The sequence below is a fragment of the Cupriavidus sp. WS genome, assembly GCF_000395345.1.
Taxonomy (GTDB): domain Bacteria; phylum Pseudomonadota; class Gammaproteobacteria; order Burkholderiales; family Burkholderiaceae; genus Cupriavidus; species Cupriavidus basilensis_B.
The window spans coordinates 1-12,288 of sequence record NZ_AQPL01000471.1 but is presented as its reverse complement, the minus strand read 5'-3'; the positions used below and the strand labels follow the sequence as shown (position 1 = coordinate 12,288).

The 12,288-nt window shown below is 70.1% G+C and carries 16 protein-coding genes; 13 read left to right on the top strand and 3 right to left on the bottom strand.

The window, feature by feature from the left end:
• From K206_RS0131670 to K206_RS0131660, 3 genes are all read left to right on the top strand, one after another.
• A partial coding sequence (locus tag K206_RS0131670) for a response regulator transcription factor (RefSeq protein ID WP_020206334.1) occupies positions 1 to 247 on the top strand: 247 nt, incomplete at its 5' end.
• 100 nt (positions 248 to 347) lie between these two features.
• Positions 348 to 755, top strand: coding sequence for a response regulator (locus K206_RS0131665; RefSeq protein WP_029044305.1), 408 nt, complete (start codon positions 348 to 350; stop codon positions 753 to 755).
• Between the two features lie 83 nt (positions 756 to 838).
• Entirely contained in the window at positions 839 to 982 is a 144-nt protein-coding gene (locus K206_RS0131660) for an entericidin A/B family lipoprotein (RefSeq protein WP_020206332.1), read from the top strand.
• A 162-nt stretch (positions 983 to 1,144) separates the two neighbouring features.
• Here K206_RS0131660 and K206_RS0131655 read toward each other — a convergent pair whose 3' ends face one another.
• A complete protein-coding gene (locus K206_RS0131655; protein ID WP_020206331.1) occupies positions 1,145 to 2,566 on the bottom strand; it encodes a CHASE3 domain-containing protein in 1,422 nt (473 codons plus the stop codon).
• A 297-nt stretch (positions 2,567 to 2,863) separates the two neighbouring features.
• Between K206_RS0131655 and K206_RS42125 the strand changes: the two genes are divergently transcribed.
• The 3 genes from K206_RS42125 to K206_RS0131640 all read left to right on the top strand — a co-directional run bounded on the left by K206_RS42125 (position 2,864) and on the right by K206_RS0131640 (position 3,764).
• Positions 2,864 to 3,037, top strand: a complete 174-nt coding sequence (locus K206_RS42125; RefSeq protein WP_020206330.1) for a DUF1328 family protein — start codon at positions 2,864 to 2,866, stop codon at positions 3,035 to 3,037.
• 75 nt (positions 3,038 to 3,112) lie between these two features.
• The gene (locus K206_RS42120) at positions 3,113 to 3,274 is read left to right on the top strand and encodes a DUF1328 domain-containing protein (protein WP_020206329.1); all 162 of its coding nucleotides are present in this window, start codon (positions 3,113 to 3,115) and stop codon (positions 3,272 to 3,274) included.
• A gap of 43 nt (positions 3,275 to 3,317) precedes the next feature.
• On the top strand, positions 3,318 to 3,764 hold the full coding sequence (locus K206_RS0131640; protein WP_020206328.1) for a YqjD family protein: 447 nt from the start codon (positions 3,318 to 3,320) through the stop codon (positions 3,762 to 3,764).
• Between the two features lie 333 nt (positions 3,765 to 4,097).
• On the opposite strand, the gene K206_RS0131635 is transcribed toward K206_RS0131640, so the two are convergent.
• Positions 4,098 to 4,418, bottom strand: a complete 321-nt coding sequence (locus tag K206_RS0131635) for a DUF1840 domain-containing protein (protein WP_020206327.1) — start codon at positions 4,416 to 4,418, stop codon at positions 4,098 to 4,100.
• Positions 4,419 to 4,668: 250 nt separating this feature from the next.
• Between K206_RS0131635 and argS the strand changes: the two genes are divergently transcribed.
• The 5 genes from argS (at position 4,669) to K206_RS0131610 (ending at position 9,833) form a co-directional block, all read left to right on the top strand.
• Positions 4,669 to 6,462, top strand: coding sequence for an arginine--tRNA ligase (gene argS / locus K206_RS0131630; RefSeq protein ID WP_020206326.1), 1,794 nt, complete (start codon positions 4,669 to 4,671; stop codon positions 6,460 to 6,462).
• A gap of 116 nt (positions 6,463 to 6,578) precedes the next feature.
• Positions 6,579 to 7,334, top strand: coding sequence for an SPOR domain-containing protein (locus tag K206_RS0131625; protein WP_020206325.1), 756 nt, complete (start codon positions 6,579 to 6,581; stop codon positions 7,332 to 7,334).
• A gap of 90 nt (positions 7,335 to 7,424) precedes the next feature.
• The gene (locus K206_RS0131620; protein ID WP_020206324.1) at positions 7,425 to 8,063 is read left to right on the top strand and encodes a thiol:disulfide interchange protein DsbA/DsbL; all 639 of its coding nucleotides are present in this window, start codon (positions 7,425 to 7,427) and stop codon (positions 8,061 to 8,063) included.
• Positions 8,064 to 8,205: 142 nt separating this feature from the next.
• The gene (locus K206_RS0131615; RefSeq protein WP_020206323.1) at positions 8,206 to 9,006 is read left to right on the top strand and encodes an SDR family oxidoreductase; all 801 of its coding nucleotides are present in this window, start codon (positions 8,206 to 8,208) and stop codon (positions 9,004 to 9,006) included.
• The gene (locus tag K206_RS0131610) at positions 9,003 to 9,833 is read left to right on the top strand and encodes a helical backbone metal receptor (RefSeq protein WP_020206322.1); all 831 of its coding nucleotides are present in this window, start codon (positions 9,003 to 9,005) and stop codon (positions 9,831 to 9,833) included. Before K206_RS0131615 ends, K206_RS0131610 begins: the two co-directional genes overlap by 4 nt.
• Before the next feature lie 33 nt (positions 9,834 to 9,866).
• On the opposite strand, the gene K206_RS0131605 is transcribed toward K206_RS0131610, so the two are convergent.
• On the bottom strand, positions 9,867 to 10,940 hold the full coding sequence (locus K206_RS0131605) for an MBL fold metallo-hydrolase (protein WP_020206321.1): 1,074 nt from the start codon (positions 10,938 to 10,940) through the stop codon (positions 9,867 to 9,869).
• 206 nt (positions 10,941 to 11,146) lie between these two features.
• Between K206_RS0131605 and K206_RS0131600 the strand changes: the two genes are divergently transcribed.
• Positions 11,147 to 11,587, top strand: a complete 441-nt coding sequence (locus tag K206_RS0131600) for a MerR family DNA-binding transcriptional regulator (RefSeq protein ID WP_029044304.1) — start codon at positions 11,147 to 11,149, stop codon at positions 11,585 to 11,587.
• Positions 11,588 to 11,725: 138 nt separating this feature from the next.
• The gene (locus K206_RS0131595; RefSeq protein WP_020206319.1) at positions 11,726 to 12,193 is read left to right on the top strand and encodes a PaaI family thioesterase; all 468 of its coding nucleotides are present in this window, start codon (positions 11,726 to 11,728) and stop codon (positions 12,191 to 12,193) included.
• Positions 12,194 to 12,288 lie beyond the last annotated feature (95 nt).

Sequence of the window (12,288 nt, the reverse complement as noted above, 5' to 3'; positions counted from 1 at the left end):
CGCGGACCTGCTGATCGGCGGGCTCGACAAGCCGACCGACCAGCCGCTGCACCAGACCCTGTCCAAGCGGGAATTCCAGATCTTCTGCAAGCTGTCGCGCGGCCAGTCGGTCTCCGTGATCGCCGACGAGCTGTTCCTCAGCGTCAAGACCGTCAGCACCTACCGCTCGCGCATCCTGGAAAAGATGGGCATGAAGACCAATGCGGACCTGACCTACTATGCCATCAAGAACGGGCTGGTGGAGTAGGCGCCGCGCCGGCCGCGGCGGCGGAACCATCGCTTGGCCGACACCCCTGTAGGACGGACGCCGATAGTTGCTTTCCATGCCCAGTTGCTACCATTGAATCATGTCGGATCAAGCTGCGGCCTCTTCGTATCGCGCGCTGCGGGTCTTGCTCATCGAGGACTCGGCGGTCCTGCGGGGTATGTTGCTTGAGTACCTGACCGCGTTTCCGTTCGTCGAGGCCGTGGATTGGGCGGATACCGAAAGCTCGGCGCTGCGCCTCTACGAGGCGGGCAGGCACGAGGTCGTCATCGTCGACCTGCAGCTGCGGCAGGGCAACGGCATCAACGTGCTGCGCGCCATGCGGAAATCCGTGCCCTCGGGCATCCGCATCGTGTACACGAATCACGCGCAGGTGCCGACCTACCGGCGCCAGTGCGCCGAGGCCGGAGCCGACTACTTCTTCGACAAGTCGCTCGAGCTCGAGCAGGTATTCCGCGTCATCGAGGAATACGCGCAGGCGGGCGCCTGAACCGGCGGCCGCGCCGCCGCGGCCTTTCCCTCTGGCGCATTCCCGTCGCGGCGCCGCCGCGTCAACCACGCAAGGAGAAAATCATGAGAAGACTGATGGCGTTGTTCGCCCTGGCGGGTGTCGTCCTGGTGACCGGCTGCAATACCGTGGCGGGCGCGGGCAAGGACATAGAGCGCGGCGGCGAGAAAATGCAGGGCGCCGCCGAGGACACCAGGCAGAAGATGTAAGGCAGCGGCGCGGCGCCGCGAACGAAAACGGCGGACGCTCCGGTGTTCCGCCGTTTTTTTATGGGCTGCTGGCAGGCCTCAGGTTGCCGGTGGTTTGCTCCCCTCTCCCACGTCGTGGGAGAGGGGAGACCACGGGCGGCGCGTTGATGTTGCCGGCGCGGGCTAACCCGGCGCGCGCGGCGTCCCGGTCTCGCCGAACGCCTCGTCGTCGTTGCGCTCGGGCGCCACGATGGCGTCGGTCAGCGGCACTTCCACGTGGATGGTCACGCCGGCGCCGGGCCGCGAGCGGATGTCGATGGTGCCGCCGAGCGCGATCACGCGCTGCTCCATGCCCAGCAGGCCGTGGTGCCCGGCCGTGCGGCGCGTCTCGAAATCCTCGGGCAGGCCGCGGCCGTTGTCGCTGACCTCCAGCGTGAGCATGCCGCCGCCGTCGTCCAGCGTGATGGTCACGCGCTTCGCCTCGGCGTACTTGCTGGCGTTGGTCAGCGATTCCTGCACGATGCGGTAGAGCGCGATGGCGGCATCGTCGCGCAGCGGCGGCACGCTCTCGCCGAGCAGCACGTCGGCCTCCCACTGGTTGCGCGCGGCGACTTCCTCGGCCAGTTGGCCGATGGCTTCCTTCAGGCCCAGGTTGAGCAGCACCGTGGGCCGCAGGTCCTCGATCAGGCGCCGCTTGATCTGGATGCCCTGGTCCACGTGCAGCATCACGCGGGTGAGCTTTTCCTTCACGTCGGGATGGGTGTCCTCCAGGCGCCGGCGCACCCAGTGCATGTCGAGCTTGGTGGCGGTCAGGATGGCGCCGAGCTCGTCGTGCAGCTCGCGCGCCAGGCGCGTCTTCTCGTCCTCGGTGACGCGCTGCAGGTGCGAGGCCAGCGCCGACAACTGGCGCGTGCGCGCGCGCACCATGCGCTCCAGGCGCGCGCTTTCCTCTTCCAGCTCGCTGCGCGCGGCTTCGGACACCGCCATGCGGCGCGAGTGCTGCAGGCCGACCACGACCAGCAGCACGATGTTGATGGCCGTCAGCAGGCCGATGCCGTAGCGCGACAGCGCCAGGTCGCGGTCGGCGTACTCGAGGCTGCGCGAGACCGAGGCGGACTCGCGCGCGAGCAGCGCCTCGAGCCCGCGCCGCGCGTTGTCCATCGTCTGCTTGCCGAAGTCCGTGCGCACCAGGTCGAGCGCCACTTCCACGTCGCGCTTGCCGTAGATCAGCGTCAGGTCCATCTCGGTGAGCTTGCGGTTGACGGCGGTGGACGCCGCGGCGAACAGCTTGAGCGATTCGGGATCGTTGGCGTAGCGGTTGCGCAGCGCGCTCATCAGCGCATTGATGCGCGGCAGGGCCTGGTAGTAGGGCTGCAGGTAGTTTTCCTTGCCGGTCAGCAGGAAGCCGCGCTGGCCGGCCTCGGCATTGACCAGCTCGCCGATCAGCGAGGTGATCTGGCCCTGCACCTGCTGCGACTGGATCACCTGGGTATAACCCTCGCGCAGGCGGATGTTGCCCGCCTCGGAAGCCATCAGCACCACCACCGTCAGCAAGATGCCGCCAGCCAGCAGCAGCGTGGAGCGCAGCATGGACTGCTTGAACATTGTCGTTTCCCGATGCCGGGGCGGGGCCGGGACTGCGCCGGCACGCGGCGGCGCCGGGCGGTGGGGCATGCCGGCCGCGCACCCTGTCGGCGACGATGGAAGCATATCGGCGCGGCCCGGTCAACCTGCCGCGCGGCGCCGGTGCCCGCCGGCCCGCGCCGGCATTGGCCTTGTAGGAATCCGCTGACACCGGAATCGGTGGCGCGGGGGTGCCTGCGCCGGGGCGCGCTTTCTACCATGAATCCATGAGCTTGCGCCTGCCGCGCGAGCCGCACAGCGCAGCAAGGAGAAACGCCGATGCTCAAGTGGGCACTGATCTTCGCCGTGGTTTCCGTGATCGCGGGCCTGCTCGGCTTTACCGGCATCGCCGCCGGGGCCGCCGGCATCGCCAAGATCCTGTTCTTCATCTTCGTGGTGCTGTTCGTGCTGTTCCTGGTCCTCGGCGTGACCGTGTTCAGGGCGGTGAAGTAGCGGGCGCCGGACAGACCGCGGAACGCCGCCGCAGCACCCGCGCGCGGGGCCGAACCCATCCAGGGAGCCGTCATCATGTTGCACTACGCACTCGTATTTTTCGTCATCGCGCTGATCGCGGCGCTGTTCGGCTTCGGCGGCATCGCCGCGGGGGCCGTCGAGATCGCCAAGATCCTGTTCTTCATCTTCCTGGTGGTGGCGCTGGTGACGTTCGTCATCAGCCTGGTCAGGCGATAGGCGCCGCGGGAACGATGGCCAGGACAGACATGGAGGGACAACGATGCTGACCCACAACCCGAAGGTCCGGAAGGAACTTGCGCACCTGGCCGACAGCGCCGGCAGCACGGTGCGCCAGATGCGGCATGCCGCGCGCGACACGCGCGGCGCGGCGCGCGACGCCGCCGGCCCGGTGGCCGAGGAAGTGCGCTCGCTGATCGCGCAGCTCGAGCAGACGATGGAAGTGCTGGGCCGCGAAGGCTCGTCCGAGGCCGTGCAGGCCGGGCGGCGCCTGCAGGACCGCGCCAGCGCGCTCGGCGAGCACCTGCGCCAGGCCACGCTGGACGGCGCCAGCCGCGCCCGCGAGCGGGTCGACCACGCCGTGGAGGGCGTGCAGCAGCGCGTGGTCGAGTCGCCGCTGAAGGCGCTCGGCATTGCCGCCGCGGTCGGCGCCTTCGTCGGCCTGCTGCTGGCGGTCAACGGCCGCGCCGGCCGGGGCGGCGGCGACTGACGCAGCGCGCGGCCCCCGCGCTCCGGCCACGCGCCGCAAGCTAGGGCAGATTCTCGCCTTCGGGGCGGCGAATGCCGCATCGGGCGCCCCGAGGCCGCCGCCGACCGGCTTTGACTCCTTTCGACCCGCTTCGACCCGCTTCGACCCCTTTCGACCGCTTTGATCTTCACCCCCCTTCCGGATCTGCCTCCCTGATCCGGCAAGCCCGGCCGGCCCCGGCCGGGCTTCTTTTTTTTCCGGCGCCGGCCAGACGCGACAAAGCCCGCGTCAGCGGGCTCCGGCGGAACGGGAACAGCAAGGAACAACGGCAACGGCAGGGCGCGGACGGCACCGCTAGACGCCCCACATCACTTCGGTATTCTCGCGCTGCGAGGCGCGCAGCATGTCCAGGAACGGAAAGGCGCGCTGGCCCAGGTGCAGCGGCTCTTCCTCGTCCTCGTCGGCCTTGTCCGGCGACACCGCCGATTCCGCCGGGTGCGCCCGCCTGGCGTCGGCGACCGCGGCCTCGAGCTTGTGGATCGCGCGCGGCAGCTCATCGGCGGTGATCACCCCGCGTTCTCCCAGGTGCTTGCCGATAATCCCGAGTAGCGTGACGGCGAGATCCTTCATCATGATGAGGTCTTGCGCCGCGTGGGATTTGAAGGTGATCAGCATGATATTTCCTTTCCTTGGCTACAGCGAACTGACGAGACCGCGCGTCGTGTCCCGGAATCGGGGCGGGGGCGCGCAGCGGCCGGTTTGGGGCGCGCTGCATGATGTCAGCATAGCACCTGATAAAATCCGCGTTCTGCAATTCATTGCCTGCCACGCGACGCGGCATCCACATGCCGCCGCGTGACGGTGCCGCCACGGCGGGACTGCCGCGCCGGCACCGTACAACTGCCCCCGGGGCCACGATACATCCATGCTGCCTGTTCAGACCACCAATCTCGCCGCCGCGTTCGACGACGCCGTGCGCGCCCTCGCCCCGGCCGGCGCCACGCTGCCCGCCGCGACCTTCGAGCGCCCCAAGGCCGCCGCCCACGGCGACCTCGCCTGCAACCTCGCCATGCAGGTCGCGCGCGCGCTCAAGCGCAACCCGCGCGAGCTGGCCCAGCAGATCGTCGACGCGGTCAAGGCCGACGCGCGCACCGCGGACCTGGTGGCCGGCATGGAGATCGCCGGGCCCGGCTTCATCAACCTGCGCCTGACGCCGGCGGCCAAGGCCGACGTGCTGCGCGCGGTGCTCCGGCAGGGCGACCGCTACGGCGCCCAGGCGCGGGGCGCGCGCGGCAACGTGCTGGTGGAGTTCGTCTCGGCCAACCCGACCGGGCCGCTGCACGTCGGCCACGGCCGCCAGGCGGCGCTGGGCGACGCGCTGGCCAACCTGCTCGACTGGCAGGGCTTCGCCGTGCACCGCGAGTTCTACTACAACGACGCCGGCGTGCAGATCCAGACCCTGGCGCTGTCGGTGCAGGCGCGCGCGCGCGGCCTCAAGCCGGGCGACGCGGGCTGGCCCGAGTCGGCCTACAACGGCGACTACATCGCCGACATCGCCGCCGACTTCCTGGCCGGCAAGAGCGTGCGCGCCTCCGACGGCGACGCCGTCACCGCCTCCGGCAACGTCGAGGACATCGACTCGATCCGCAAGTTCGCCGTGGCCTACCTGCGCAACGAGCAGGACATCGACCTGCGCGCGTTCGGCGTCAAGTTCGACCGCTATTACCTGGAATCGTCGCTGTACACCGACGGCAAGGTCGAAGCCGCCGTGCAGTCGCTGGTCGCCAAGGGCAAGACCTACGAGAACGAGGGCGCGCTGTGGCTGCGTACCACCGACGACGGCGACGACAAGGACCGCGTCATGCGCAAGGGCGACGGCACCTACACCTACTTCGTGCCCGACGTGGCCTACCACACCACCAAGTGGGAGCGCGGCTTCGCCAAGGTCATCAACGTGCAGGGCAGCGACCACCACGGCACCATCGCGCGCGTGCGCGCCGGCCTGCAGGGGCTGGAGATCGGCATCCCGGCCGGCTATCCCGACTACGTGCTGCACAAGATGGTCACGGTCATGCGCAACGGCGAGGAGGTCAAGATCTCCAAGCGCGCCGGCTCCTACGTGACCGTGCGCGACCTGATCGAGTGGAGCAACGGCGCCGAGGGCGGCGAGACCATCCGCGGCTGCCTGGAGGCGGGCGTGGCGGACTGGCCGTCGCACTTCACGCGCGGGCGCGACGCGGTGCGCTTCTTCCTGCTGTCGCGCAAGGCGGACACCGAGTTCGTGTTCGACGTCGACCTCGCGCTCAAGCAGAACGACGAGAACCCGGTGTACTACGTGCAGTACGCCCATGCCCGCATCTGCTCGATCTTCGAGTCGTGGGGCGGCGCCGGCTGGGAAGCCAGGCTCGCCGCGCTGGCCGGCACCGACCTGGCGCCGGTGACGGGCGCGGACGCCAGCCCGCAGGCGCTCGCGCTGGGGCAGCGCCTGGCCGATTTCCCCGACATGCTGGCCGCGGCGGCGGCGGAACTGGCGCCGCACGCGGTGGCGTTCTATCTGCGCGACCTCGCCGGCGACTTCCACGCCTTCTACAACACCGACCGCGTGCTGGTGGACGACGAGCCGGTCAAGCTGGCGCGCCTGGCGCTGCTGGCCGCCACGCGCCAGGTGCTGCGCAACGGCCTGGCGGTGATCGGCGTGTCCGCGCCGCAGCGGATGTAAGTCCCTGCTTACCGCGGCCGCGCCGGGCCGGCGGCCGCGCGTGTCGTCCTGACCACAGACAGTGATGCGTGTCACGGCGCAGGCTCTATAATCGCGCCATCACGCAAGAGGAATTCATGCAACAGCAACGCAAGCGCGCTCCGCGCAATGCCAGCCGCGCCCCGCAGCGCGGCGGTACGTTCCTGGGACTGGTGCTGGGCCTGATCGTCGGCCTGGCGATCGCGGTGGTGGTCGCCTTGTACATCACCCGTTCCCCGGCGCCATTCCAGCAGAAGAACGGACAGAAGCAGGCCGAGCCCGGCAACGTCGTCAGCAACCTGCCCGCGCCGGCGCAGGAAGCCCCGAGCGATCCGAACAAGCCGCTGTGGAGCAAGACCCCGGCCAAGCCGGTCGGCCCCGCCGCCGAGCCCGACCAGCCCGCCGGCCCGGCGCCCACGGTCAGGCCGGCCGAACGCCCGGCGCCGCCGGTGGTCGCCACCCGCCCGGCCGACAAGCCGGCCGAGCGGCCTGCCGAGAAACCGGCCGACAAGCCCGCCGCGGTGGCGCAGAAGCCCGCCGACAAGGCGGCCGAGAAGCCCGCCGAGAAGCCGGTCGCCGACCCCATCGCCGAGATCGCCCAGGCCGACGCCAACAAGGTCGGCTACCTGCTGCAGGTGGGCGCCTTCCGCTCGCAGGACGACGCCGACCGCCAGAAGGCCAACCTTGCCATGCAGGGCTTCGAGGCCAAGGTGACGGAGCGCGAGGTCAACGGCGTCAAGCTGTACCGCGTGCGCCTGGGGCCGTACAACAGGATCGAGGACATGAACCGCTCGCGCGACCGCCTGCAGTCGTCGGGATTCGAGGCTTCGGTCATCCGCTTCACCAAGCAGTAAGCAACCGTAACCAAGCCGGCGCGCCGCCGCTGAACCGGAAAGCCCGGCCGCTGTCATACGCACATCGCCCATTCTCGAAAGCCGCGCCTTATGAAGAAACTCGCCACCTTGTTCGCCACGCTGGTCGCCGTGACCGGTTTCCTGATGAATGCGCCCGCGCAGGCCGCCGCGCCCGCCGCCGGCAAGGAATACCAGGTCCTGAAGGCGCCGCAGCCCGTCACGCCGGGCAAGATCGAAGTCACCGAGTTCTTCTGGTACGGCTGCCCGCACTGCTTCGACTTCGAGCCCGAGCTCGAGGCGTGGGTCGGCAAGCAGGGCAAGGACGTGGTGTTCAAGCGCGTGCCGGTGGCCTTCCGCGACGACCTGCTGGCGCACACCAAGATCTTCTACACGCTGGAAGCGCTGGGCAAGCTCGACGCCATGCACGGCAAGGTCTTCAACGCCATCCACGTCGAGCGCAAGCGCATGCTCGACCCGAACGAGATCGCCGACTTCATGGCCAAGAACGGCATCGACCGCAAGGCCTTCCTCGACACCTACAACTCGTTCTCGGTGACGACCAACTCGCAGCGCGCCAACAAGATCGCCGACGCCTACAAGATCGACGGCGTGCCGACCATCGTGGTGCAGGGCAAGTACGCGACCTCGCCGTCCATCGCCGGCACCAAGGCCGCCGCCATCCAGACGATGGACTACCTGGTCGGCCAGGTGCGCGACAAGAAGCTGTAATCTTCCCCGCGGCGGCAGCCGGCCCGATGGCCGCGCCGCCGCCGGCCCGACCGGCAGCGCTGGCTCCCAGCCGCCGGACCGCATCGGGCGGGTCCGCCGGCATGGCCATGTTGCGGTTTTCCCCTGGACCCTTCCCATCCCGATGCGAGCTCAGAAAGTCTTCCTTACCGGCGCGTCGAGCGGACTCGGCCAGGCCCTGGCGCGCGAGTACGCCGCGCGGGGCGCCATCCTCGGGCTGGTCGGCCGGCGCGAAGCCGCGCTGCGCGAGCTCGCCGCCAGCCTGCCGAACCCCAACGCGGTGCGCGTCTATGCCGCCGACGTGCGCGACGCGGCCGCCATGCAGGCCGCCGCGCAGGACTTCCTCGACCATTTCGGCTGCCCCGACGTGGTGATCGCCAACGCCGGCGTGTCGGTGGGCACGGTCGCCAGCGAGCGCGAGGACCTCGCAGCGTTCCGCATGGTGATGGACACCAACTGGTTCGGCGTGCTCACCACGTTCCAGCCGTTCCTGCAGCCGATGCGCGCGCGCGAGCCCGGCGCCGGCGGCTGGCGCGGCACGCTGGTGGGCATCGCCAGCGTGGCCGGCGTGCGCGGCCTGCCCGGCGGCGGCGCCTACAGCGCCTCCAAGTCCGCCGTCATCAAGCTGCTGGAAAGCCTGCGCCTGGAGCAGCGCCGCGAGCGCATCCGCGTGGTCACGATCGCGCCCGGCTACATCCGCACGCCGATGACCGAGCACAATCCCTACCGCATGCCGTTCCTGATGGACGCCGACGTGTTCGCCCGCAAGGCCGTGCGCGCGATCGCCGCGGGCCGGCGCTTCGCCGTGTTGCCGTGGCAGATGGGCGTGGTCGCCTCCGTCCTGCACCTGATGCCGCGCTGGCTCTACGACGCGCTGTTCGCCCGCGCGCCGCGCAAGCCGCGCGGCCCGGACCGCCAGCCATGAGCTGGCAGGATGCCGCCGGCGCCTGGCACGGCGCGGCCGGCGGCGCGGTCCGCATCGCCTCGCTGGTGCCTTCCGTGACCGAGCTGCTGTTCGCGCTCGGGCTGGGGCCGCGCGTGGTGGCGCGCACCGGCTTCTGCGTCCATCCCGAGCCGGCCGTGCGCGCCGTCGCCAAGGTGGGCGGCACCAAGGACGTCCGGCTCGAGCGCCTGCGCGCGCTGGCGCCCACGCACGTCATCGTCAACATCGACGAGAACCGCCGCGAGACCGTCGACGAGATCCGCGCGTTCGTGCCGCACGTGATCGTGACGCACCCGTGCGCGCCCGAGGACAACCTCGCGCTGTACCGGCTGCTGGGCGGCATCTTCGGCCGCGAGGCCGAGGCCGGCGCGCTGTGCGGCGCGCTGGAGGCGGTGCTGGCGCAGGCGCGGGCCCGGCCGTGGCCGGCGCGCCGGGTGCTGTACGCGATCTGGCAGGACCCGTGGATGACGGTGTCGCGCGACACCTACATCAGCCGCATGCTGGCGCTGGTCAACTGGCGGACCTGGCCGGCGGCGCCGGCGCAGGCGTGCGTGGACGGCGATTGCAGCCGGCCCAACGCGCCCGATGCGCGCTATCCGAGCTTCCGCTGGAGCGACGCGCTGGTGCGCGAGCTCGACCTCGTGCTGCTGTCCACCGAGCCCTACCGCTTCACCGAGGCGCACGCCGACGCGCTCGAGCGGCAGCTCGGCAAGGAAGTGCTGCTCGCGGACGGCGAGATGGTGTCGTGGTACGGCAGCCGCGCGGTGGACGGCGTGCGCTACCTGATGGACCTCGCCGCGCAGGTCTGACGCACCGTTCCGGCACGGCTGTCCGGCGGGGCCTCAGGCCCGGAACCGCACGATGCCGTCGTCGCCCACTTCGCGGCGCACTTCGCCCGCGTGCCACAGCAGGTGCAGGTGCGCCAGCGCCTCGCCCATCGCGAAGGTCATCTGGTGGATGTCGAACTGCCGGTTGAAGATCACGCCGACGATGTCGTGCGCGTTGCAGGCTGCCCGCGCGCACGCCGCGCGCGTCTCGGCCAGCCGCTCCACGTGGTGCTCGCGCAACTGGCGGATGCGCGTGTGCAGGTTGCGGAACGGCTTGCCGTGCGACGGCAGGATCAGCACGTCCTGCGGCAGCGGCTCGTACTTGCCGAGCGAATCGAGGTAGAGCCTGAGCGGGTTGGCCTCCGGCTCCATGTCGAACACGCTGACGTTGGTGGAGATGCGCGGCAGCACCATGTCGCCGGAGATCAGCACGTTGGTGGCGGCGTTGTACAGCGCCACGTGCTCGGGCGCGTGGCCGAAGCCGGTGATCACGCGCCAGCCCGAGGTGGCCGGGTCGGTGCCGATATGGACCGTGTCGCCGTCCATCAGGCGGCGGTACTGGCCCGGCAGGTCGGGCACCAGCGACGGGTAGTAGCTCTTGCGCGCGCGCAGCTTCTCCAGGCTGTCGGGGTCGGTCAGGCCGTGGCGGGCGAAGTGGCTGGCGGCGAAGTCGCCGCCGGCGTTGGAGCCGGCGCCGGTGCCGCCGCCCATCACGCGCGCGTTCATGTAGTCGCCCAGGCTCATCCACAGCCGCACGTCCCAGCGCTTGCACAGCCAGTGCGCCAGCCCGATGTGGTCCGGGTGGCAGTGCGTGGCCAGCACGCGCAGCACCGGCAGGCCTTCGAGCTCGTTGGCGAAGATGGTTTCCCAGTGCGCCTTGATGGTGTCGCTGGTGATGCCGCAGTCGATCACGGTCCAGCCGTCGCGCCCGTCGAGCCGGTCGCGCAGCAGCCACAGGTTGATATGGTCCAGCGCGAACGGCAGCGGCATGCGCAGCCAGTACACGCCGGGCGCGACTTCCTGGCGGGCGCCGGCGAGCGGCAGGGTGTCGCCGAACGGGTATTGGAGCTGGTGTTCGAGTGCGTTCATGAGCGTCTCTCCGGTCCGAAGCCCTGCGCGCGCGGCGCGGGCGGGCTTTCTTGTCATGGTGCCGCGGACCGCGGAGGCAGGCGCACGGCGTGGTTGCCACGGGTTTTGATTGACGCTAACGTTAACGTCAATCGGAACGGGCTTCCGCCATCTTAAGCGAAAACTTCATTCCGCAACGAACGACCGTTCACTTTTCACGGGCCACCATGCCAGCTTCGCCAGCCTTGCCAGCCGCGCCGACCTACACCATCACCGATCTCGCGCGCGAGTTCGAGGTGACCCCGCGCGCCATCCGCTTCTACGAGGACCAGGGCCTGCTGGCGCCCGAGCGCGAAGGGCCGGGCGGGCGCAAGCGCGTCTACAACGGGCGCGAGCGCACCCGCCTCAAGCTCACGCTGCGCGGCAAGCGCCTGGGCCTGACGCTCAACGAGATCCGCGAGATCCTCGATCTCTACGAGTCGCCGCGCGACACCGCGCCCCAGTTAGAGCGCTTCCTGCACTCGCTGGCGCGGCACCGCGGCGCGCTCGAGCGCCAGCTGGAGGACCTGCAGGCCCAGCTGGCCGAGATCGACCAGCACGAGCGGCAGTGCCGCGCGCTGCTCGCCGGGCAGGCCGCCGGACCGGGCGCCGAAGTCAAAAGCGCCTGATGGCCGTCTTTCTGGCGCTTGGCGCCGGATTTGATTGACGTTTACGTAAACGTAAATAAAATAGCTTCGCAATCCGTCATCCGTGCCGCCGCGCCATCGCATCATCGCGCCCAGCGGCCGGCCAACCCAGGAAACGCCATGCCCGCAGCCCCCGCTCCCGCCTCCGGCAACACGCTTCCCGCGGCCCGCGCGGACGCCATCGCCACCAGCTTTGCCCGCCAGGGCCTGATGACCACCTTCGGCGCCGCGCTCACGCGCATCGAGCACGGCGAGGTGGAGATCGCCATGCCGTGGTCCGAGGGCGTCACCCAGCAGCACGGCTTCTTCCACGGCGGCACGGTCGGCGCGCTGGCCGACAGCGCGTGCGGCTACGCCGCGCTGTCGATGGTGGCCGAGGGCGAGGCCGGGCTGACCGCCGAGTACAAGATCAACCTGCTGTCGCCGGCGCAGGGCGAGCGGCTGGTCGCCGTGGGCCGCGTGCTCAAGCCCGGCCGCACGCTGATCGTGGCGCAGGGCGACGTGTTCTGCGAGAAGGACGGCGCGCGCAAGCAGGTGGCCACCATGCTGATGACGCTGTGCGTGGTGCGCACGCTCGGCCACGTCTGACGACGGTCCGGCGCACGAAGACAACGATCGCGCGCTCATGCAATCACGCAATCACGCGATCACGATAAGGAGACCGACATGACAGAACTCCCCGG